The 21,371-nt window shown below is 39.4% G+C and carries 25 protein-coding genes and 1 pseudogene; 22 read left to right on the top strand and 4 right to left on the bottom strand.

Annotated features, from left to right (window positions below; genetic code table 11):
* Positions 1-2 precede the first annotated feature (2 nt).
* From ply to HT678_RS08585, 9 genes and pseudogenes are all read left to right on the top strand, one after another.
* Entirely contained in the window at positions 3-1,418 is a 1,416-nt protein-coding gene (gene ply, locus HT678_RS08625) for a cholesterol-dependent cytolysin pneumolysin (RefSeq protein WP_166737022.1), read from the top strand.
* A gap of 694 nt (positions 1,419-2,112) precedes the next feature.
* Positions 2,113-2,829 carry a YebC/PmpR family DNA-binding transcriptional regulator gene (locus tag HT678_RS08620; RefSeq protein WP_000532877.1) on the top strand — a complete coding sequence of 239 codons (717 nt, stop codon included), beginning with the start codon at positions 2,113-2,115 and terminating at the stop codon, positions 2,827-2,829.
* Between the two features lie 176 nt (positions 2,830-3,005).
* A complete protein-coding gene (locus tag HT678_RS08615) occupies positions 3,006-3,476 on the top strand; it encodes a MarR family winged helix-turn-helix transcriptional regulator (protein WP_050223005.1) in 471 nt (156 codons plus the stop codon).
* 16 nt (positions 3,477-3,492) lie between these two features.
* Positions 3,493-5,220: an ABC transporter ATP-binding protein gene (locus HT678_RS08610; protein WP_226372030.1), complete on the top strand. Its 1,728-nt coding sequence runs from the start codon at positions 3,493-3,495 to the stop codon at positions 5,218-5,220.
* Positions 5,210-6,967 (top strand): ABC transporter ATP-binding protein, encoded by a 1,758-nt coding sequence (locus tag HT678_RS08605; protein ID WP_101514396.1) that lies wholly within the window; start codon positions 5,210-5,212, stop codon positions 6,965-6,967. The genes HT678_RS08610 and HT678_RS08605 overlap by 11 nt, the downstream gene beginning before the upstream one ends.
* A 98-nt stretch (positions 6,968-7,065) precedes the next feature.
* Positions 7,066-7,569, top strand: coding sequence for a phosphatase PAP2 family protein (locus HT678_RS08600; protein WP_165778265.1), 504 nt, complete (start codon positions 7,066-7,068; stop codon positions 7,567-7,569).
* Between the two features lie 113 nt (positions 7,570-7,682).
* Positions 7,683-8,129 carry a LytTR family DNA-binding domain-containing protein gene (locus HT678_RS08595; RefSeq protein WP_000776606.1) on the top strand — a complete coding sequence of 149 codons (447 nt, stop codon included), beginning with the start codon at positions 7,683-7,685 and terminating at the stop codon, positions 8,127-8,129.
* Positions 8,130-8,133: 4 nt separating this feature from the next.
* The gene (locus HT678_RS08590) at positions 8,134-8,808 is read left to right on the top strand and encodes a hypothetical protein (protein ID WP_000725723.1); all 675 of its coding nucleotides are present in this window, start codon (positions 8,134-8,136) and stop codon (positions 8,806-8,808) included.
* A 225-nt stretch (positions 8,809-9,033) separates the two neighbouring features.
* Positions 9,034-9,249: pseudogene (locus HT678_RS08585) on the top strand (N-acetylmuramoyl-L-alanine amidase family protein); the annotation flags it as partial.
* 24 nt (positions 9,250-9,273) lie between these two features.
* Here HT678_RS08585 and HT678_RS11785 read toward each other — a convergent pair.
* Entirely contained in the window at positions 9,274-9,405 is a 132-nt protein-coding gene (locus tag HT678_RS11785) for a hypothetical protein (protein ID WP_007285169.1), read from the bottom strand.
* A gap of 93 nt (positions 9,406-9,498) precedes the next feature.
* Here HT678_RS11785 and HT678_RS08580 point away from each other — a divergent pair, with 93 nt between their 5' ends.
* The 12 genes from HT678_RS08580 (at position 9,499) to HT678_RS08525 (ending at position 17,216) form a co-directional block, all read left to right on the top strand.
* Complete coding sequence (locus HT678_RS08580; protein ID WP_007284809.1) at positions 9,499-9,798, top strand: DUF4651 domain-containing protein; 300 nt, start codon at positions 9,499-9,501, stop codon at positions 9,796-9,798.
* Positions 9,795-10,112 carry a thioredoxin family protein gene (locus HT678_RS08575; RefSeq protein WP_000615777.1) on the top strand — a complete coding sequence of 106 codons (318 nt, stop codon included), beginning with the start codon at positions 9,795-9,797 and terminating at the stop codon, positions 10,110-10,112. The genes HT678_RS08580 and HT678_RS08575 overlap by 4 nt, the downstream gene beginning before the upstream one ends.
* 15 nt (positions 10,113-10,127) lie before the next feature.
* A complete protein-coding gene (gene ytpR / locus HT678_RS08570) occupies positions 10,128-10,754 on the top strand; it encodes a YtpR family tRNA-binding protein (protein ID WP_050285085.1) in 627 nt (208 codons plus the stop codon).
* A 41-nt stretch (positions 10,755-10,795) separates the two neighbouring features.
* On the top strand, positions 10,796-11,557 hold the full coding sequence (locus HT678_RS08565) for an SDR family NAD(P)-dependent oxidoreductase (protein WP_023940335.1): 762 nt from the start codon (positions 10,796-10,798) through the stop codon (positions 11,555-11,557).
* A gap of 76 nt (positions 11,558-11,633) precedes the next feature.
* The gene (locus HT678_RS08560; protein WP_172924848.1) at positions 11,634-12,029 is read left to right on the top strand and encodes a single-stranded DNA-binding protein; all 396 of its coding nucleotides are present in this window, start codon (positions 11,634-11,636) and stop codon (positions 12,027-12,029) included.
* Between the two features lie 269 nt (positions 12,030-12,298).
* Positions 12,299-12,583, top strand: coding sequence for a co-chaperone GroES (gene groES, locus HT678_RS08555; RefSeq protein WP_000917328.1), 285 nt, complete (start codon positions 12,299-12,301; stop codon positions 12,581-12,583).
* 15 nt (positions 12,584-12,598) lie between these two features.
* Entirely contained in the window at positions 12,599-14,221 is a 1,623-nt protein-coding gene (gene groL / locus HT678_RS08550) for a chaperonin GroEL (RefSeq protein ID WP_172924846.1), read from the top strand.
* 137 nt (positions 14,222-14,358) lie between these two features.
* Entirely contained in the window at positions 14,359-15,114 is a 756-nt protein-coding gene (locus tag HT678_RS08545; protein ID WP_172924844.1) for an epoxyqueuosine reductase QueH, read from the top strand.
* A gap of 445 nt (positions 15,115-15,559) precedes the next feature.
* The gene (locus HT678_RS08540) at positions 15,560-16,333 is read left to right on the top strand and encodes a class I SAM-dependent methyltransferase (protein ID WP_000566044.1); all 774 of its coding nucleotides are present in this window, start codon (positions 15,560-15,562) and stop codon (positions 16,331-16,333) included.
* A gap of 12 nt (positions 16,334-16,345) precedes the next feature.
* Positions 16,346-16,684 carry a helix-turn-helix transcriptional regulator gene (locus HT678_RS08535; RefSeq protein ID WP_007284801.1) on the top strand — a complete coding sequence of 113 codons (339 nt, stop codon included), beginning with the start codon at positions 16,346-16,348 and terminating at the stop codon, positions 16,682-16,684.
* A gap of 8 nt (positions 16,685-16,692) precedes the next feature.
* Positions 16,693-17,031 carry a hypothetical protein gene (locus HT678_RS08530; RefSeq protein ID WP_033607083.1) on the top strand — a complete coding sequence of 113 codons (339 nt, stop codon included), beginning with the start codon at positions 16,693-16,695 and terminating at the stop codon, positions 17,029-17,031.
* A 56-nt stretch (positions 17,032-17,087) separates the two neighbouring features.
* Positions 17,088-17,216: a hypothetical protein gene (locus tag HT678_RS08525; RefSeq protein ID WP_303620870.1), complete on the top strand. Its 129-nt coding sequence runs from the start codon at positions 17,088-17,090 to the stop codon at positions 17,214-17,216.
* A 346-nt stretch (positions 17,217-17,562) separates the two neighbouring features.
* Here the strand turns inward: HT678_RS08525 and HT678_RS08520 are convergent, their stop codons facing one another.
* The 3 genes from HT678_RS08520 to HT678_RS08510 all read right to left on the bottom strand — a co-directional run bounded on the left by HT678_RS08520 (position 17,563) and on the right by HT678_RS08510 (position 19,747).
* A complete protein-coding gene (locus tag HT678_RS08520) occupies positions 17,563-18,096 on the bottom strand; it encodes a DUF402 domain-containing protein (protein WP_000775321.1) in 534 nt (177 codons plus the stop codon).
* An 88-nt stretch (positions 18,097-18,184) separates the two neighbouring features.
* A complete protein-coding gene (gene recX, locus HT678_RS08515; RefSeq protein WP_000705109.1) occupies positions 18,185-18,961 on the bottom strand; it encodes a recombination regulator RecX in 777 nt (258 codons plus the stop codon).
* 9 nt (positions 18,962-18,970) lie between these two features.
* On the bottom strand, positions 18,971-19,747 hold the full coding sequence (locus tag HT678_RS08510; RefSeq protein ID WP_001086336.1) for a phosphotransferase: 777 nt from the start codon (positions 19,745-19,747) through the stop codon (positions 18,971-18,973).
* Positions 19,748-19,803: 56 nt separating this feature from the next.
* Here HT678_RS08510 and rlmD point away from each other — a divergent pair, with 56 nt between their 5' ends.
* Positions 19,804-21,159, top strand: a complete 1,356-nt coding sequence (rlmD, locus tag HT678_RS08505) for a 23S rRNA (uracil(1939)-C(5))-methyltransferase RlmD (protein ID WP_001049497.1) — start codon at positions 19,804-19,806, stop codon at positions 21,157-21,159.
* The last annotated feature ends 212 nt before the right edge of the window (positions 21,160-21,371 follow it).

Here is a 21,371-nt window from a genome sequence, read left to right as displayed (position 1 = left end):
ATATGGCAAATAAAGCAGTAAATGACTTTATACTAGCTATGGATTATGATAAAAAGAAACTCTTGACCCATCAGGGAGAGAGTATTGAAAATCGTTTCATCAAAGAGGGGAATCAACTACCCGATGAGTTTGTTGTTATCGAAAGAAAGAAGCGGAGCCTGTCGACAAACACAAGTGATATTTCCGTGACGGCTACCAACGATAGTCGCCTCTATCCTGGAGCGCTTCTCGTAGTGGATGAGACCTTGTTAGAGAATAATCCCACTCTTCTTGCGGTCGATCGTGCTCCGATGACTTATAGTATTGATTTGCCTGGTTTGGCAAGTAGTGATAGCTTTCTCCAAGTAGAAGATCCCAGCAATTCAAGTGTTCGCGGAGCGGTAAACGATTTGTTGGCCAAGTGGCATCAAGATTATGGTCAGGTCAATAATGTCCCAGCTAGAATGCAGTATGAAAAAATCACGGCTCACAGCATGGAACAACTCAAGGTCAAGTTTGGTTCTGACTTTGAAAAGACAGGGAATTCTCTTGATATTGATTTTAATTCTGTCCATTCGGGCGAAAAGCAGATTCAGATTGTTAATTTTAAGCAGATTTATTATACAGTCAGCGTAGATGCTGTTAAAAATCCAGGAGATGTGTTTCAAGATACTGTAACGGTAGAGGATTTAAGACAGAGAGGAATTTCTGCAGAGCGTCCTTTGGTCTATATTTCGAGTGTTGCTTATGGGCGCCAAGTCTATCTCAAGTTGGAAACCACGAGTAAGAGTGATGAAGTAGAGGCTGCTTTTGAAGCTTTGATAAAAGGAGTCAAGGTAGCTCCTCAGACAGAGTGGAAACAGATTTTGGACAATACAGAAGTGAAGGCGGTTATTTTAGGGGGCGACCCGAGTTCGGGTGCCCGAGTTGTAACAGGCAAGGTGGATATGGTAGAGGACTTGATTCAAGAAGGCAGTCGCTTTACAGCAGATCACCCAGGCTTGCCGATTTCCTATACAACTTCTTTTTTACGGGACAATGTAGTTGCGACCTTTCAAAACAGTACAGACTATGTTGAGACTAAGGTGACAGCTTACAGAAACGGAGATTTACTCTTGGATCATAGTGGTGCCTATGTTGCCCAATATTACATTACTTGGGATGAATTATCCTATGATTATCAAGGTAAAGAAGTTTTGACTCCTAAGGCTTGGGACAGAAATGGCCAGGATTTGACGGCTCATTTTACCACTAGTATTCCTTTAAAAGGAAATGTTCGCAATCTCTCTGTCAAAATTAGAGAGTGTACCGGACTTGCCTGGGAATGGTGGCGTACGGTTTATGAAAAAACTGATTTGCCCCTAGTGCGCAAGCGGACGATTTCTATTTGGGGAACGACTCTTTATCCTCAGGTAGAGGATAAGGTAGAAAATGACTAGGCTCGTGATTTTAAAATGAGTCTATCAAACCGTAGCTGTAAGAAAAAGTAAAAAGGGTAGTGAAACTCCTTGCTATACAGGGAATTAGCTACCTTTTACTTGTTTTAGAAGTGCCGTTGTACTAGTCTAACTTCAGTATCATGTGAAATCAAAAAGAGCATACATTTCTGTTTCAGGAACACATAAATTACACTCTTCGAAAATCTCTTCAAACTACGTCAGCCCTATCTGCAACCTCAAAACAGTGTTTTGAGCAACCTGTGGCTAGTTTTCGAGTTTGCTCTTTGATTTTCATTGAGTAATAGATGTTTGGTTAGAAATTCTTCTATTGATTTCTTAGAATACAATAGCGCCTATAAGAACTGTTGAATTTCAAAGTATTTACTTGAACTATGATATGTCTGGAGTAGACTGTCAATAAAAGGTGCAGTATGATTGTTTTTGTCGATTATATCTACAAACTCTAAACAGTAGTTTGAGCGGACTTTGTCAAACTTGGTAGAAACTTTCTATTTTCAGATAATGGTCTAGTTTGTTTTTTGAATGTTGATAAGGATGGAAAGGCAAGACCATCTTGGCAACAAAAGTGCTATCCTAGTTGGATTTACTGAATAAAATCCATTTCCTCTAGTGAAAATCGAAAAAACTTGTGTTATAATAAGAAAGATTAAAATGTGAAAAAAGGAGATTCCTAATGGGACGTAAATGGGCCAATATCGTAGCCAAGAAAACGGCTAAAGATGGAGCTAACTCTAAAGTATATGCAAAATTTGGTGTAGAAATCTATGTAGCAGCTAAAAAAGGTGATCCAGATCCAGAATCAAACTCAGCTTTGAAATTCGTTATCGACCGTGCTAAACAAGCCCAAGTGCCAAAACACGTTATTGATAAAGCGATTGATAAAGCAAAAGGAAACACAGACGAAACCTTTACAGAAGGACGTTACGAAGGTTTTGGACCAAATGGTTCTATGTTGATCGTGGATACTTTGACTTCAAATGTCAACCGTACAGCGGCTAATGTCCGTGCAGCTTTTGGTAAAAACGGAGGAAACATGGGCGCTTCAGGTTCGGTTTCATACCTCTTTGACAACAAGGGAGTTATCGTATTTGCAGGTGAAGATGCCGATGCAGTCTTTGAGCAATTGCTTGAAGCAGATGTGGATGTGGATGATGTAGAAGCAGAAGAAGGTACAATCACAGTTTACACAGCTCCAACTGACCTTCACAAGGCTATCGTTGCCCTTCGTGAGTCAGGTATCGAAGAATTCCAAGTGACTGAATTGGAAATGATTCCTCAGTCAGAAGTGGAATTGTCAGGCGATGACCTTGAAACCTTTGAAAAACTTTACAGCGTTCTTGAAGACGACGAAGACGTACAAAAAATCTACACAAACGTAGACGGGTTCTAAATTAACCTAGCAAACATGATCCTAAGTGAAAAAATCACTTGGGATTTTTTAAATCAAAAAAATAGTTCTCTAGGAAACTTTTTCTTGACATCTCTTTTCAAAGTGGTAAAATAGTTCTCACGGAAACTTATTTAGTTCCTAGGGGAACTAAATGTGATAGTTAGAAAGGAGTTTGTATGGACAAACCGATGTTAGTCTTTAAGCGTTTTGGTCATCAGATTCACCTCATGGTGCAAAAGGAAGCCAAACGTTGTGGTATTGAATTTATGGGTGGGCCTCAAGGTCAGGTTGTGCGTTTTTTGGATAATCGTGAGAAAAACCAAGACTTGGTCTTGATTAAAGATATCGAGCAGGAACTCAATATTACCAAGTCTGTTGCTAGTAATTTGGTCAAGCGTATGGTGCAAAATGGTTTGGTGGAATTGGAGGCGAGTCCTGTTGATAAGCGGGCAAAATTTGTTTGTTTGACGGACAAAGCACGTTCTCAAATGCAGCAGGTTAAGGCCTTCTTTGAACGCATAGACAAGCAGTTGATGGAAGACATTGATGAAGATGAATTACTGATTTTTGAGAAAGTTCTCGGTCAACTACAGGCAAATATCGAGAGAATAGGAGGAGAGAATGAAGAAATTAGCCAAACGAATTAGTAGGAAATAATGGGGGATGATTTTACTAGCCATTCTCTTTACCTGCCTTTCGGTCTATCTGGAGTTGGAAGTGCCGACTTATATCTCGAAAATTACGGATTTGCTAGGTAGTCAAGGAACTAATTTAGATGAGTTGTGGCAGCCGGCAAGCATGATGGTGGGAATGTCCTTTCTTGCCTTCTTGTCCGTAGTTGCAGTTGGATTTTTTGCATCCAGAGTGGCAGCTTCTTATACTAGTAGGTTGAGAAGTGATATTTTTAACCGAGTTTTAGACTACTCGCAGACAGAGATTAAGAAATTCTCTATTCCTAGTCTTCTAACTCGTACTACCAATGATATTACTCAGGTTCAGATGTTGATTACTATGGGCTTGCAAGTAGTTACGCGTGGTCCGATTATGGCTATCTGGGCTATCGGAAAGATTTTAGGTCATTCAGAATACTGGCTCTGGGCCGTTCTTGTGGCAGTAATTGTCAATGTTTTGATGACGACTGTTTTGATGACGCTAGCCTTTCCAAAACAGTCCTTGATTCAAAGTCTGACAGATAAGCTGAACAGTATCACTCGTGAGAGTTTAACAGGTATTCGTGTCGTTCGCGCCTACAATGCTGAAGAATACCAAAATGAAAAATTTGCAGCAGCAAATGATGAATTGACACGCTTGAATTTGTTTGTCAACCGTCTTATGGCTATTTTGAACCCTATCATGATGGGGATTTCAAGTGGTTTGAGTGTGGCGATTTACTGGATTGGGGCCTATGTGATTAACGACGCTGCTCCGATAGCGCGTCTGCCTCTCTTTAGTGACATGATTGTTTTCATGTCTTATGCTATGCAGGTTGTCATGGGCTTCCTTCTCATGGGAGCACTCTTCATCGTTCTTCCCCGAACTATGGTCTCTGCTAAGCGGATTAATCAAGTTTTAGATTTGCATTCTTCTATCCAAAACCCTGCTCAAGTGCAGCTGGCTGATGAAAACCTCAAAGGTCAGGTCGAATTTAAGGATGTGACCTTCCGCTATGCGGCAAATTCGGAGGCAGTTATCGAGCATGTTAGCTTTAAAGCAGAAACTGGCCAAACAGTGGCCTTTATTGGGTCAACAGGTTCTGGTAAATCAACTCTGGTCAATCTGATTCCACGTTTCTACGACGTGTCAGAAGGAGAAATTCTGGTGGACGGTGTCAATGTTCAAGACTATGACTTAAATGATTTGCGCAACAAGGTTGGCTATATTCCACAAAAAGCTGTGCTATTTTCTGGAGATGTCAAGGGCAATCTAGACTTTGGACAGAGTCAAGAAACACCACTTAGTGAGCAAGCTATGTGGCAGGCTCTGGAATTGGCCCAGTCTAAAAACTTTATCGAAGACAAGGAAGCGGGCTTGGCCTCAGAAGTGGCCCAAGGAGGAACCAACTTCTCAGGCGGCCAAAGACAGCGTCTGGCCATTGCGCGTGCCTTGGCTCGGAGGCCAGAAATCCTCATCTTTGATGACTCCTTCTCAGCTTTGGATTACAAGACAGACCGTGTCCTACGCCAAGAGTTAGCAGAGAAAACCAAGTCTATGACCAAGCTTATCGTCGCACAGCGTATTTCAACGATTATGGATGCTGATTTGATTTTGGTCTTGGATCAAGGAAAAGTCGTGGGACAAGGCACCCACAAGGAACTTCTAGCAAACAACGAAGTTTACCAAGAAATTGCCTATTCACAACTATCGAAGGAGGAATTGGAACATGGAAAATAAGAAAATGTCTCTCTGGAAACAGAGTAAACCCTATCTTGCAGGCCTCCAGTTTGCCCTTCTGATAGCCTTTCTAGCAACAATCGTATCCAATATCATTACTGTATATGGTCCAACCCGCATCAAGGAAATGACTAATATTATTGCCAGTGGTCTGGAAACAAGTGTGGATGTCGCGGCGGTTGCAGCCATTGGTAGTTTTTTGGTCGTCATCTATGTAATTAGGCTTCTATCAAATTATTTGCAGGCCTTTCTGTTTACTACAGTCATTCAACGTTTTTCAGAGCGTTTGAGAAGAGCTATTGCAGAGAAAATCAATAGCCTACCATTGGGATATTTTGATGGACACTCTCAAGGAGATACCTTGTCTCGTGTAACCAATGATGTTGACACTGCAGCCCAGTCCCTCAATCAAAGTCTGGGAACAGTTCTTTCATCTAGTTTATTGGTCGTGGCAGTCTTGGTAACCATGTTTGGGATGAACTGGATTTTAGCCTTGGTGACGGTTGTTTCAACCCTTGTTGGATTTGCATTTGTATCCATCTTTATGGGCAAATCACAGGGCTTCTTTAAGAGTCAGCAACAGGATTTGGCGGCTGTCAATGGCTATGTGGAGGAAATGTACTCTGGCCATAATGTGGTGACCAGTTACAATGCTATCGAGAGCACGAAAGAAGAATTTGCGAAATTAAACCATCGTCTGTATGACAGTATCTGGAAATCTCAGTTTATTTCAGGGATTATGATGCCGATTATGATGTTTATTGGGAACTTTAGCTATGCCTTGGTGATTATCGTTGGTGCGGCCTTGGCTCTGAATGGGCAGATTAGTATCGGGATTATCGTTGCCTTTATGGCCTATGTTCGTATCTTTTCTCAGCCTCTTTCACAAATCGCTCAGGGGATTAGTAGTCTTCAGCAGGCTAGTGCAGCCATGGGACGTGTCTTCGAATTCCTAGCTGAAGAGGAAATGGAAGACGAATCCCATAAAGAAAGGCAATTGAGCGATATGAAAGGTCAAGTAGTCTTTGATCGAGTCTCCTTTGGTTATACACCAGAGCGAACTATTATCCATGACTTTTCTGCGACAGCTCATGCAGGTCAAAAGGTTGCCATTGTCGGACCGACCGGAGCTGGTAAGACAACCATTGTCAATCTTTTGATGAAGTTCTATGAGATTGATAAGGGGAGTATCCGTATCGATGGTGTGGATACCAAGGATATGAAGCGTTCGGAAGTACATGATGCCTTTTCAATGGTCTTGCAGGATACTTGGCTCTTTGAAGGTACTATCCGAGATAATCTCATCTATAACCAAGAGGGGATTAGTGATGAGCGCGTGATTGAAGCCAGCAAGGCTGTAGGGATTCACCACTTTATTATGACCCTACCAGATGGTTACGATACCGTCTTGGATGATACAGTGACCTTGTCTGTCGGACAAAAACAACTCTTGACCATTGCTCGTGCTTTGCTGAAAGATGCGCCACTCTTGATTTTGGATGAGGCGACCTCTTCTGTTGATACACGGACGGAGGAGTTGATTCAGAAAGCCATGGATCATTTGATGGAAGGCAGAACGTCCTTTGTCATCGCCCACCGCTTGTCAACCATCCGTAATGCTGATTTGATTCTTGTTATGAAGGATGGTAATATCATCGAGCAAGGCAATCATGATGAGCTGATGGCGCAAGCTGGTTTCTACGCTGACCTCTACAACAGTCAATTTACAGAAGACGAAGCAGAATAATAAATCGAAAGAAGGCTTGACGGCCTTCTTTTTCTGCACTATACTAGAAGACAAGTGCTTCCCTATAAGCAAAATTTGAATAAGTGATGAGAAAATATATGAAAAATTATCAAGAATGGTATGACCACGTTGCTGGTAAGATTGAAAATAGACCTATCTTTCTGAGATTGTTAAGAACTTTCAATCGGTTCATGACGGTAGTTATGCCTATGATTTATCTAACCTTGTTAGCTACTACCTATCTCCAAGAAGGACTTGGGAAACAGGTCGGAATCTATTTGTTTATTCCTGCATCAGGTTTTGTGATTTTATCCTTTCTTCGTAAGAAAATCAATGCCTCTAGGCCTTATGAGGAATGGGATATTAAACCTTTGCTTGACAGAGATAGCCCTGGTCAGTCTATGCCCAGTCGTCATGTCTTTTCAGCAACCATTATCTCCATGGCTTGCTTACATGCTAGTTTATCTGTAGGGGTTATCTTGTTGGTCTTGTCAGCCCTCCTCGGTCTAGTGAGAGTCTTGGGTGGAGTGCATTTTCCCAAGGATGTAGTGGTTGGCTATATTTGTGCTCTTGTGTGGGGTGTGATTTTCTTTCTATGTTGACCTGTAAGTTAAGGTGGTCCTACAACCACTTACGGGTCTAAAGTAACCACTTGCTTTTTTGCTCTTGTTTTCTTATTTTAGCTTTGATATAGTAGAGTCAGAAAGGAGATGGAATGAAGTTACGAATCGAAATTGACAGCAATTTAGAGGAAACTGAAATTGTCATCAAGGCAGCGGCTTTGACAGATGAGATTGCGGATTTACAGCGGCTCTTGCAAGAGTCCAAGTCTCCTCGGTTGATTTTTTACAAGGGGACGGGCGAATATTATCTGGATTTGTCGGAAATTCTCTTCTTTGAGACGGAAGGTAGCAAGATTTACGCCCATACCCAGAAAGATGCCTACGAGGTTCGGCTTAAACTCTATGAGTTAGAGGCTATCCTTCCTCGCTATTTTAGTCGGGTATCCAAGTCGACTATTGCAAATATCCGTCAGGTTTACTCGGTGGACAAGTCCTTTTCAGGAACGGGCACCATTTCCTTTTATCAGACCCACAAGGAGGTTCATGTGTCACGGCATTACCAATCCCTCCTAAAAGAAAATCTAAGAAACATGAGGTAAGAACATGAAAAAGAAAGCATTTGGTATTGTGTTGCTAGTATTGGCAGCTTTAATATTAGTACAAGGAAATTTTGGAATCCCTTCTCTAGGAGGGCACATTTGGCCCTTGATTGGTATTACTTTTTTTGCCTACCAATCAGTTGGAGCTTTGTTGCGTCGCCACTTAACTTCAGCCTCTTTTACAGTTCTAGTAGCCTTAATGATTGCTAATCATTTTTATGACATCTTACCTATTCCAAATCAGTCATTGTTCTGGGCTAGTATTTTGATTGTAATGGGTGTCAGCGTACTCACTCATTCTAACAGAACTTGGAATGGGAAAAAATGGTGGTATGATGGTGAAAAAAACATTCTTGTAGATAAGGAAGTTGCTTTTGGGACTGGGACTTTCTACAAGCAAAACCAAGAATTGGTAGAAGACCAAGTAGAAGTTGGTTTTGGCAATGCCAAGATATATTATGACAATGCAGAGATTTTAGGAGATACCGCAACCCTGAAGGTGGAAGTTGGTTTTGGCAATGCAGTTATCTATGTTCCCCAACATTGGAGAGTTGATTTGAAGGTGGAAACTTTCTGTGGTGTAGCCAAGGCAGATGCCCCTCTAGCCCCAACCAGCAAAACCTTGATTATCCGTGGGGATGTGGCTTTTGGAAAGTTGGAGGTTGTCTACGTTAAATAAAAAAATCTTCACTTAAACCATCCAAAATAGACGTACTAAGAGTAGGAAATTGATGCCTTGCTCTGATTTCAGTTCTATGGTTGTTAGACTTTAAAAAATGAAATGTTGCCTTTAAAAGTTGTATATTTTTCGATGTTTTGACTCTTACGTTTGATGTATCTATGTCCTACAGCGTGGATGATGTAGTATCAAATGCTTTTAAAAAATGAATGATATTGGACAGTTTTTTTGGCCTCTAATTGCTCAGGAGCCATGAAAGCAAGCACTTGGGTTTATGACAAGGGAGAATGGTATTATGTAAGTTCTTCTGGTGCCATGCTAGCGAATGATTGGGTCAAAGATAATGGCAAGTGGTATTATCTGGCTTCATCAGGTAAGATGCTTCGCAATACCTACACACCTGATGGTTATTACGTTGGCAAATCAGGTGCCTGGCAATAAGAATAATACTCTTCGAAAATCTCTTCAAACCACGTCAGCTTCATCCACAACCTCAAAAAGCTGTTTTGAGCTGACTTCGTCAGTTCTATCTACAACCTCAAAGCAGTGCTTTGAGCAACCTGCGGCTAGCTTCCCAGTTTGCTCTTTGATTTTCATTGAGTATAAGAAGTCCTTTTCCTTTAAGGAAGAGGCTTTTTACTTGCTTTTCTGCTGCTTCCTCATTTGTCCTAAAGCCTTTTTTGTGTTAAAATGAATGGTATGAAAGCTAAAAAAATGTGGATGGCAGGTCTGGCTCTGCTTGGTATTGGGAGCCTTGCCCTTGCTACGAAAAAAGTTGCAGATGACCATAAGCTCAGGAAGACTCAGGAAGAGTTGACAGCGATTGTGCGAGACCATTTTTCAGACATGGGAGAAATTGCGACCCTCTATGTTCAAGTTTACGAAAGCGGTCTAGAGAGCTTGGTTGGTGGCGTGATTTTTGAGGATGGGCGTCATTATACCTTTGTCTATGAAAATGAAGACCTAGTCTATGAGGAGGAAGTCTTATGATACAACCAGCAAGTTTAGAAGAATTAGCATCCTTAGTAGAAAAAGATGGCAAGAAGGTCTTTCTTTTTGTGGCGGACTGGTGTGGCGATTGTCGTTATATCTATCCTGCCTTGCCAGAAATTGAGGAGACCAATCCAGAGTTCACCTTTATTCGTGTGGACCGAGACCAGTATATGGATTTGGCTAAACTCTGGGATGTTTATGGAATTCCTAGCCTTGTTGTTCTAGAAAAGGACAAGGAAATTGGTCGTTTTGTTAATCGCGACCGTAAAAGTAAGCAACAAATTAACGACTTTTTAGCAGGACTGAAATAGGAGAAAAAGAAAACAATGATTTTTACATACAACAAAGAACATGTCGGTGATGTCCTTATGGTCATCGTGAAAAATAGCGGAGATGCCAAACTGGATGTAGAACGCAAAGGCAAGGTAGCCCGTGTTTTTCTCAAAGATAATGGGGAAACAGTGGCTTGGAATATTTTTGAAGTTTCAAGTTTATTTGAAATTGCAGAGTTCGGTCAAGTCTTTTTATCAGATGAACAGGTCGCTCGTTTGAACCAAGAATTGCAGGCGGAAGGTTTTAAAGAAGAAATTGTCAATGACAAGGAACCTAAGTTTGTTGTTGGTGAAATTGTCGAGATGGTAGTCCATCCTGATAGTGACCACCTCAACATCTGCCAAGTTGCAGTCGCAAGTGATAAGATCGTGCAAATCGTTGCAGGGGCTCCCAATGCGCGTGTGGGGTTGAAAACCATTGTCGCTCTTCCTGGAGCTATGATGCCCAAAGGCAATCTTATTTTCCCAGGCGAACTTCGTGGTGAAAAGAGTTTTGGAATGATGTGCAGTCCTCGTGAATTGAATCTGCCAAATGCTCCACAAAAACGTGGTATTATTGAATTATCAGAAGACCAAGTTGTCGGAACACCATTCGACCCAGCTAAACACTGGACTGCCTAAGAAGTTGTTAATATCTGATAGACCAGATAGAAGGAAATAAGATGGCAAAAAATGTAGTGATTACAGGAGCGACATCAGGTATTGGTGAAGCAATTGCGCGTGCTTATCTGGAGCAGGGTGAGAATGTCGTTCTAACTGGACGACGGACAGACAGATTAGAAACTCTTAAGTCGGAGTTTGCAGCAATCTATCCAAATCAAAATGTCTGGACCTTTCCACTAGACGTGACGAATATGACCATGGTGAAGACTGTCTGCTCCGATATTCTAGAAACGATAGGTCAGATTGATATATTGGTCAATAACGCTGGACTAGCTCTTGGCTTGGCACCCTATCAGGACTATGAAGAGTTGGATATGTTGACCATGCTGGATACCAATGTCAAAGGTTTAATGGCAGTCACTCGCTCTTTCTTGCCAGCAATGGTAAAAGCCAATCAAGGACATATCATCAATATGGGGTCAACCGCAGGAATTTATGCCTATGCTGGTGCCGCTGTTTACTCAGCTACCAAGGCTGCGGTTAAGACCTTTTCGGATGGACTGCGAATTGATACCATCGCAACGGATATCAAGGTGACGACCATTCAGCCTGGAATTGTTGAAACAGATTTTTCTACAGTGCGTTTTCACGGTGATAAAGAACGAGCTGCGACGGTTTATCAGGGAATCGAAGCCTTGCAGGCACCAGACATCGCAGACACAGTAGTCTATGTGACCAGTCAACCTCGTCGTGTTCAGATTACAGATATGACCATTATGGCCAATCAACAGGCGACAGGTTTCATGGTTCATAAAAAATAAAAAATTTTCTCGAAAAGTTACAAATTTCTGTAACTTTTTTGATTTCCTACGAATAGATAAGTAGGAGGAAGAAAATATGTATAATAAAGTTATCATGATTGGGCGTTTAACGTCTACACTGGAATTGCACAAAACCAACAATGACAAGTCAGTAGCGCGAACAACTATCGCTGTAAATCGTCGTTACAAAGACCAAAACGGGGAACGCGAAGCTGATTTTGTCAATATGGTCCTTTGGGGCAGACTAGCAGAAACTTTGGCAAGCTACGCAACCAAAGGAAGTCTCATTTCAGTGGATGGGGAATTACGTACTCGTCGTTTTGAGAAAAATGGTCAGATGAATTATGTGACTGAAGTACTTGTTACAGGATTCCAACTCTTGGAAAGTCGTGCCCAACGTGCTATGCGAGAAAATAACGCAGGGCAGGATTTGGCAGATTTGGTTTTGGAAGAGGAAGAATTGCCATTTTAATACTCTTCGAAAATCTCTTCAAACCACGTTAGCTTTATCCACAACCTCAAAGCAATGCTTTGAGCAGCCTGCGGCTAGCTTCCTAGTTTGCTCTTTGATTTTCATTGAGTATAAACATTAAAAAGTCTGAGTTGGTCTCAGGCTTTTTATCTTGAGAAAGTCAGACTTTTTTCTTGACTATTTCTGACCAAGTGATACAATAGAACTATGAATTAGCACTCAGATATAAAGAGTGCTAATACTATCTATCTCATTATGGAGGAAAACAGATGTTGAAACCATTAGGAGACCGTGTGGTCTTGAAAATCGAAGAAAAAGAACAAACTGTTGGAGGCTTTGTCCTTGCAGGCTCAGCCCAAGAAAAAACAAAAACAGCCCAAGTTGTAGCTACTGGACAAGGTGTTCGTACCTTGAACGGTGACTTGGTAGCTCCAAGCGTTAAGCCTGGAGACCGTGTCTTAGTTGAAGCCCACGCAGGTCTTGATGTCAAAGATGGCGATGAAAAGTACATCATCGTAGGCGAAGCTAACATCTTGGCAATCATTGAAGAATAGAAGGAGAAAGTAAGTATGTCAAAAGAAATTAAATTTTCATCAGATGCTCGTTCAGCTATGGTTCGTGGTGTCGATATCCTTGCAGACACTGTTAAAGTAACCTTGGGACCAAAAGGTCGTAACGTTGTGTTGGAAAAATCATTTGGTTCACCACTCATCACCAATGACGGTGTGACTATTGCCAAAGAAATTGAATTAGAAGACCATTTTGAAAATATGGGTGCCAAATTGGTATCAGAAGTAGCTTCAAAAACCAATGATATCGCAGGTGATGGAACTACAACTGCAACTGTTTTGACCCAAGCAATCGTTCGCGAAGGAATCAAAAACGTCACTGCTGGAGCAAATCCAATCGGTATTCGTCGTGGGATTGAAACAGCAGTTGTCGCAGCAGTTGAAGCTTTGAAAAACAACGCCATCCCTGTTGCCAATAAAGAAGCTATCGCTCAAGTTGCAGCCGTATCTTCTCGTTCTGAAAAAGTTGGTGAGTACATCTCTGAAGCAATGGAAAAAGTTGGCAAAGACGGTGTCATCACCATCGAAGAGTCACGTGGTATGGAAACAGAGCTTGAAGTCGTAGAAGGAATGCAGTTTGACCGTGGTTACCTTTCACAGTACATGGTGACAGATAGCGAAAAAATGGTGGCTGACCTTGAAAATCCGTACATTTTGATTACAGACAAGAAAATTTCCAATATCCAAGAAATCTTGCCACTTTTGGAAAGCATTCTCCAAAGCAATCGTCCACTCTTGATTATTGCGGATGATGTGGATGGTGAGGCTCTTCCAACTCTTGTTTTGAACAAGATTCGTGGAACCTTCAACGTAGTAGCAGTCAAGGCACCTGGTTTTGGTGACCGTCGCAAAGCCATGCTTGAAGATATCGCCATCTTAACAGGCGGAACAGTTATCACAGAAGACCTTGGTCTTGAGTTGAAAGATGCGACAATTGAAGCTCTTGGTCAAGCAGCGAGAGTGACCGTGGACAAAGATAGCACGGTTATTGTAGAAGGTGCAGGAAATCCTGAAGCGATTTCTCACCGTGTTGCGGTTATCAAGTCTCAAATCGAAACTACAACTTCTGAATTTGACCGTGAAAAATTGCAAGAACGCTTGGCCAAATTGTCAGGTGGTGTAGCGGTTATTAAGGTCGGAGCCGCAACTGAAACTGAGTTGAAAGAAATGAAACTCCGCATTGAAGATGCCCTCAACGCTACTCGTGCAGCTGTTGAAGAAGGAATCGTTGCAGGTGGTGGAACAGCCCTTGTAAATGTTATCCCAGCCGTGGCTGATTTGGAATTGACAGGAGACGAAGCAACAGGACGCAATATTGTTCTCCGTGCTTTGGAAGAACCTGTTCGTCAAATCGCCCACAATGCAGGATTTGAAGGTTCAATCGTTATCGATCGTTTGAAAAATGCTGAGCTTGGTATAGGATTCAACGCAGCAACTGGCGAGTGGGTTAACATGATTGATCAAGGTATCATTGATCCAGTTAAAGTGAGTCGTTCAGCCCTACAAAATGCAGCATCTGTAGCCAGCTTGATTTTGACAACAGAAGCAGTCGTAGCCAATAAACCAGAACCAGTAGCCCCAGCTCCAGCAATGGATCCAAGTATGATGGGCGGGATGATGTAAGCTTTCTATAGAAAACAACTTATAAAAAACACAAAAGGAGGGAATGACTAACCCTTCTTTTTATAATATTCACTTCTAAATTGATTTGAGCTCTCCTAACTTATATGATAAAATAAGACTAGAAAAAGGAGAAGAACATGATCGATGTAGAAGAAATTCTGTGCAAGATGACCCCCAATCAGAAGATTAATTATGACCGTGTCATGCAGAAAATGGTACAAGCATGGGAGAAAAATGAGCAGCGGCCAACCATTCTCGTGCATGTTTGCTGTGCTCCTTGTAGTACCTATACACTAGAATATTTGACCAAGTATGCAGATGTGACCATCTATTTTGCCAATTCTAATATCCATCCCAAGGTAGAATACCATAAGCGGGTCTATGTCACCAAGAAACTTGTTAGTGATTTTAATGAGCGGACAGGAAATACGGTTCAGTACCTAGAAGCTCCCTACGAACCCAATGAATACCGAAAACTAGTTAGGGGACTAGAGGAGGAGCCCGAAGGTGGCGACCGTTGCAAGGTTTATTTTGACTACCGACTTGATAAAACAGCGCAAGTGGCTATGGACTTGGGCTTTGACTACTTTGGTTCAGCTTTGACTATCAGTCCTCATAAGAATTCTCAAACCATCAATAGCATCGGAATCGATGTGCAAAAAATTTACACGACCCACTATCTTCCCAGCGATTTCAAGAAAAATCAAGGCTACAAACGTTCAGTAGAGATGTGTGAGGAGTATGATATCTATCGTCAATGTTATTGTGGCTGCGTCTATGCAGCCCAAACCCAGAATATTGACCTGGTTCAAGTTAAGAAGGACGCCACAGCATTCTTGTTGGATAAGGATGTTGAGAAAGACTATTCTCATATCAAATTTATAGTAGATTGAAACTAGAATAGTACACCTTTACTTCTAAAACATTGTTAGAAATCGATTTGACTGTCCTTATTTCATTTTACTATACTATTACGAAATTAGATATATAAATGAAAACTTGCCTCAAGGTAGGTTTTTTGCTAGTAGAAAAGCGATAGACAGAAATTGTTGGACTCTTAAAAAAATGAAGTTTTGCTCAAAAGAGCTTCTTAAATTAAAACGAGCAATTATCAGTTCAAATCTGTTTCAAAAGAAGAACGGATAAATTAATCGATGCTTTGTTTTTGAGTTAGGAAGTTAAGCATGCCAAACTGAGTCGTAGGAATAAATTTCTTTATAGAAATGTGTTACAACTTTGCTGTAACGGAATATTCCTTTTTTGCATTTATACAACTTATTTAACACTATCTTTATTCTTGTGATATAATGTCAAATTATAGAGTGGAGGGCATTTAAAATGATTGATAAAGTAATTGAACAATATAAAAGTCATGATAATCTTGATATTCGAGTAGAATTGCATAAGAAGTATTCAAAAAATAAATTGGGATTTAATAATTGGATATTTTCTAACTACCAAATCACTGATGAAGTAAAGGTTCTAGAATTAGGATGTGGTACAGGAGAACTGTGGAAAAGCAATAGTGATTCTATAGATAAAATGAAGCAGTTGATTGTTACAGATTTTTCTAAAGATATGGTAAAATCAACGAAGTCAGTGATTGGAAATAGAGACAATGTCAACTATGAGATAATGGATATTCAAAAGATTTCTTTTGAGAATGAAACTTTTGATATTGTTATTGCTAATATGCTTCTACATCATGTGAATGATATTCCTAAAGCTCTCTCTGAAGTGAATAGGGTCTTAAAAACCGAAGGCATTTTTTACTGTGCTACATTTGGTGAAAATGGAGTTGTAAATTATTTGGCAAATTTATTTAAAGATGAGGTTAATCAAGATTTAGAAAATAAAACGTTTACTTTACAAAATGGTAAAAGGTACCTGAGTAGGTGTTTTAACTCTGTCGATACATTACTCTATGATGATGAGTTACAGGTAACTAGTATAGATGACCTAGTTAAATACATCCAATCGTTTAAAGGAATTTCAGAAATAGGTTCACTAGAAGAGGAAATAATACGTAAAAGATTGGAAAGTGAGTTTAATAATGGTATGTTGATCATTCCTAAAGAATATGGTATGTTTATCGCTCGAAAAGAAAGTTAAGGGAATGAAAGTGTGAAAAATTACGGAGAAGCTTTTCGATATTTTAGAAAATTAAACGGATATTCTTTAGAGTATGCTGCAGCTGATTCTATATCAAAATCTCAACTTTCTAGATTTGAAAGGGGAGAAAATGAAATTTCTCTTTCAACGTTTTTTGAATTATTATCAAATATCAATGTTTCGATAGAGAATTTTTGTAATTACCTAGAACATTATAAAAGATCGGAGCGTGATGATTTTTTGGTTAATTTATCTCCGAACTTTTATAGTTTGAATACTAAAGGGTTGGAGGAAATAAAAAATGAGCAACAAAAACTTTTTGAGAAGAGTGGGGAAAAACTCATAAAATAAATACAATTATGGTTCAGGGATTATTAAATCAGATAGATTGTAATCATGTAGTTAGTAGAGATGATCTAAATTTAGTGTATGACTATTTATTCCAGAAGGAACGATGGGAGTCCTATGAGATAACGCTGATTGGTAATTTATATCATCTTTTTGAAATAGATTATATTTACATGGTCGGAAAAGAAATACTAGAGCGTACACATTATTACGAAAAAATCGGCAAGAATAGAAATTTAGTTGTGTCAGCTTGTTTAAATTTTTGGTTCTGTTGCCTTGAAAATTCACATCTAATATATGCAGACTACTTTGAAATGAAATTAAAAAAATTATTAAAAGATGACTATTAAAAGATGACACAAAAGTTTTTGAAAAATCTACATTCAAATTTGTAAAAGGATATAAAATATATCTGACTGAATCTAAAGAATCTGGAATTAAACAAATGAACGATGTCATAAAATATTTTGAGTTTATTGAATCTAAAAGTATTGCTTTATATTTTCAAAAACGATTAAATGAGCTGGTAGATTAAATACCATTTTCTCTGTCGAGATATTGTTTTTAAAATGTTGTACCAAGTGATTGATGCTATGTGGAAATAAAAAAATACGAAGTTGACCTGTATTTTTTATACTAATCATCTTCGTATTTTTTGTATTAAACGATATAAGTTTGTTGTAAACTTACAAGGAACAGAGACATTAAAAAATAACAGTATATCTATTTGTTTTATATATTTTACGAATTCTGCATAAATCTCTTTCTAGTAAGGTGTTGTAACTCTGCTATAATGGATTTATTCCTTTTTGTTTTTACACAATTTATTTTATACTACCAAAAAAACAAGGTCAGGATTTTGTTCCTGACCTTTGACAACTTTACCGATTCTTTAGTTCTACATAGCGCTTGTACCAAATGTTTACATAGGCTTCTGAGAAAGGACCACGTCCATTGTTAATCCAATCAACAAGAATTTTGACATGTTCTTTTAAAATATAGTCCAAATCATCAGAATAATTCATTTTGCGTTTGTGACGCTCGTACTCTTCAACGTCCAAGAGACGTTTTTCCCCATCTGTAAAAATTTTAACATCCAAATCGTAATCAATATACTTCAGTGCTTCTTCATCCAGATAGTAGGGGCTAGCCATATTGCAATAGTAAGAAGTTCCATTATCACGAATCATGGCAATGATATTAAACCAATATTTCTTGTGAAAGTAAACAATAGCCGGTTCTCGAGTGACCCAACGACGACCATCACTTTCGGTAACAAGTGTATGATCGTTGACACCAATAATGGCGTTTTCTGTTGTTTTTAGTACCATGGTGTCCCGCCAAGTTCGGTGGAGACTCCCATCATGCTTATAACTTTGAATTGTAATAAAGTCGCCTTCTTTTGGAAGCTTCATAACTAACCAACTTTCTACAATTTATAAGTTTATCATTTACTATTGTACCATAAAATTACCTAAAATCTGTGAATTTCACTTGGAAATATTAAAGATATTCTCTAAGAGCGCTTGCTATATCCGAAAAATCGTAGCCCTTTCGTGCTAAAACTTGAGTTAAACGCTGCTTCAGTTCGTATCCTTCATACTTTCGAGCATACTTAGTATATTGCTTATCAAGTTCCTTGAAGATGAGTTCTTGAGTCGTTTCTTGGTCAATTTGGCTATCTAAGTCGTCAAAGGCAATTTTAGCATCAGAATAAGAGAAGCCCTTGTTAGTCAAGCTCTGGATAATCTTATCTTGCAGGGCACGAGCTGGAAGTTTTCCCTCATATTTTTTCAATAGTTTATTAGCTACACGTTGAGCAACTTCAGAAAAATCAAATTCTTTCAAGTTCTCTTCTATAGTAGATTTTGAAATCCCTTTTTGAGCTAGTTTCTGAGTCAGCACATAAGGACCCTTGTCTCCTGACAGTTGATTAGCATTGATGCTAGCATAAGCGTATTGGCTATCATTGATCCACTTATCTTCTTTAAGATTAGCAATGACTTGAGAAACGATGTTTTCATCAATATCGTATTTTTTTAGATATTCTCTGACCTCTTTTTCAGTGCGTGCTTTAAAGGATAAATGGTAGAGAGCCAGATTCTTACCATAAGAAAATTGAGCAAAGTCCTGAATCTCTTTCAATTCCTCTTGGCTTATCACCTTATCTCTCGATAACATAAAACGAACAATTGTGTCTTCGGTGATATAGCATTTGTCGCCATTATCAAGCTCCATCAGATAGAGTCTTTTTTTCTTTTCAAGTTTTGTGATTTTCATAATTTCCTTTCATCTAAATGCTTCGAAAGCTGCAACAAGTCGGAGTTTATCCATATCTACATATTCTCTACCGTAATAGTCGAGAAATAATTCAGCATACGTAGCATCTTGTAGGTTGTAATGAAGGGACCAAATTGCCCAAAAGAGGTCGATATGTCGGTCACTAAAACCAGCCAATCCCAAGTCAATAAAGCAAGAAAAATGCGAGGCATCCTTCAAGATGAAATTTGGCAGGCAGGCATCTCCATGAATAAAAGCATCATCTTTGAGGATGTAACCTTTCTCTTGTATCAGTTGGTAAGCTTCTTCACGACTGTGAATATGAAATTGGGGCAGAAGAGTCTTGTTATAAAAAGTCCCCTTCTGATAGTTTTTTAAGGCTTTTTCTTTATAACGCTTCAGATGATTTTCCGACGGAAAAGATTGTGGTTTAAGACTGTGAAGTTTGTTTAATGCTTGAGCTAGGGTTTGACAGAGTTTTTCGGGTTGATTTAAAAAATCGAGAGCATTTCTGCCAATGGCTTCTTTGGTCAGAAGGAAGTCCTTTTTTGCTGATAAATAGGTAATCACTGGAGTTCCCAATCCTTCAGTTTCGAACCAACTTGCAATCTTAGCTTCTTGAGCTAATCTGCCTTTTTGATCTATTTTTAAATAGTAACCTGAATCTATATATAGGACAGTTGCACTTGAATGAGAAGAACTATCAGAGAGATTAGCTCCCTTGATATAGCTTCGTAATTGTTCAGGGAAATCTAGTATACTAAAGCGAGGTGTTTTTGAATTCATGCTTTTATTGTAACATATTCTTAAATATCTTAGAAACTCCATGGTATAATAGACCTATGAATCTAAAAATAAAACAAAAAATACCATTAAAAATCAAGCGTATGGGAATTAATGGTGAGGGAATTGGCTTTTATCAAAAAACATTAGTCTTTGTACCTGGAGCTCTCAAAGGAGAAGATATCTACTGTCAGATTACTTCTATTAAACGCAACTTTGTTGAAGCGAAATTATTAAAGGTCAACAAGAAGTCTAAATTCCGCGTTGTGCCAGCTTGTACTATTTATAATGAGTGCGGAGGCTGCCAAATCATGCACCTGCATTATGATAAGCAGCTGGAGTTCAAGACGGACTTGCTTCATCAAGCGCTGAAAAAATTTGCTCCTGCAGGATATGAAAATTATGAAATTCGTCCAACTATTGGAATGCAGGAACCAAAATATTACAGAGCTAAGTTACAATTTCAGACTCGAAAATTTAAAAATCAGGTCAAGGCGGGCTTATATGCACAAAACTCTCACTATTTAGTAGAGTTGAAAGACTGCCTGGTACAAGATAAGGAAACCCAAGTGATTGCTAATCGCTTAGCAGAATTACTTACTTATCACCAGATTCCAATCACGGATGAGAGAAAAGTTCTAGGTGTCCGTACTATTATGGTCCGACGCGCGAGAAAGACCGGACAGGTTCAGATTATTATTGTTACAAACCGCCAGCTTAATTTAACCCAATTGGTAAAAGAGTTGGTTAAAGATTTCCCAGAAGTTGTGACAGTAGCTGTTAATACAAATACAGCTAAAACCAGTGAGATATATGGTGAAAAGACAGAGATTATCTGGGGGCAAGAGAGTATTCAAGAAGGTGTACTCGATTATGAATTTTCACTATCCCCTCGAGCTTTCTATCAACTAAATCCTGAACAAACAGAAGTCCTTTATAGCGAGGCAGTAAAAGCGCTGGATGTTAGTAAAGAAGACCATTTGATTGACGCTTATTGTGGAGTTGGAACAATTGGTTTTGCCTTTGCAAAGAAAGTAAAAACACTCAGAGGTATGGATATTATTCCAGAAGCTATTGAAGATGCCAAGCGAAATGCTAAAAGAATGGGATTTGACAATACTCATTATGAAGCTGGAACGGCAGAAGAGATTATTCCTCGTTGGTACAAGGAAGGCTACCGAGCAGATGCTTTGATTGTTGACCCACCACGTACAGGTCTGGATGATAAGTTATTAGATACTATTCTTACTTATGTACCAGAAAAAATGGTCTATATTTCTTGTAATGTTTCGACCTTGGCTCGTGATTTGGTACGCTTAGTAGAAGTCTATGATCTTCATTATATCCAGTCGGTCGATATGTTCCCACATACAGCTCGAACGGAAGCAGTTGTAAAATTAATTAAAAAATTTTAAAAAAGTAGTGTCAATCGAAAGTGATGATGCCCCAAAAAATGGTGAGATTGAGGGCAATTATTTTGCTTTCATTTGACACGAGGAACCCTTGAAGCTGTTTTTTCAGCTAAACCAAGGCTAGTCTTAGCCTTGGCTCTCCAGCCTCACAGCTCCAAGCCTCTTATCAAATGAAATGCTTGTCTTAGACTCCTTACTTTCTCTCTCCTAAATGT

It is taken from the genome of Streptococcus sp. 3167, assembly GCF_013277175.1.
Lineage (GTDB): Bacteria > Bacillota > Bacilli > Lactobacillales > Streptococcaceae > Streptococcus > Streptococcus pseudopneumoniae.
This window is presented reverse-complemented; position numbering and strand designations above follow the sequence as displayed.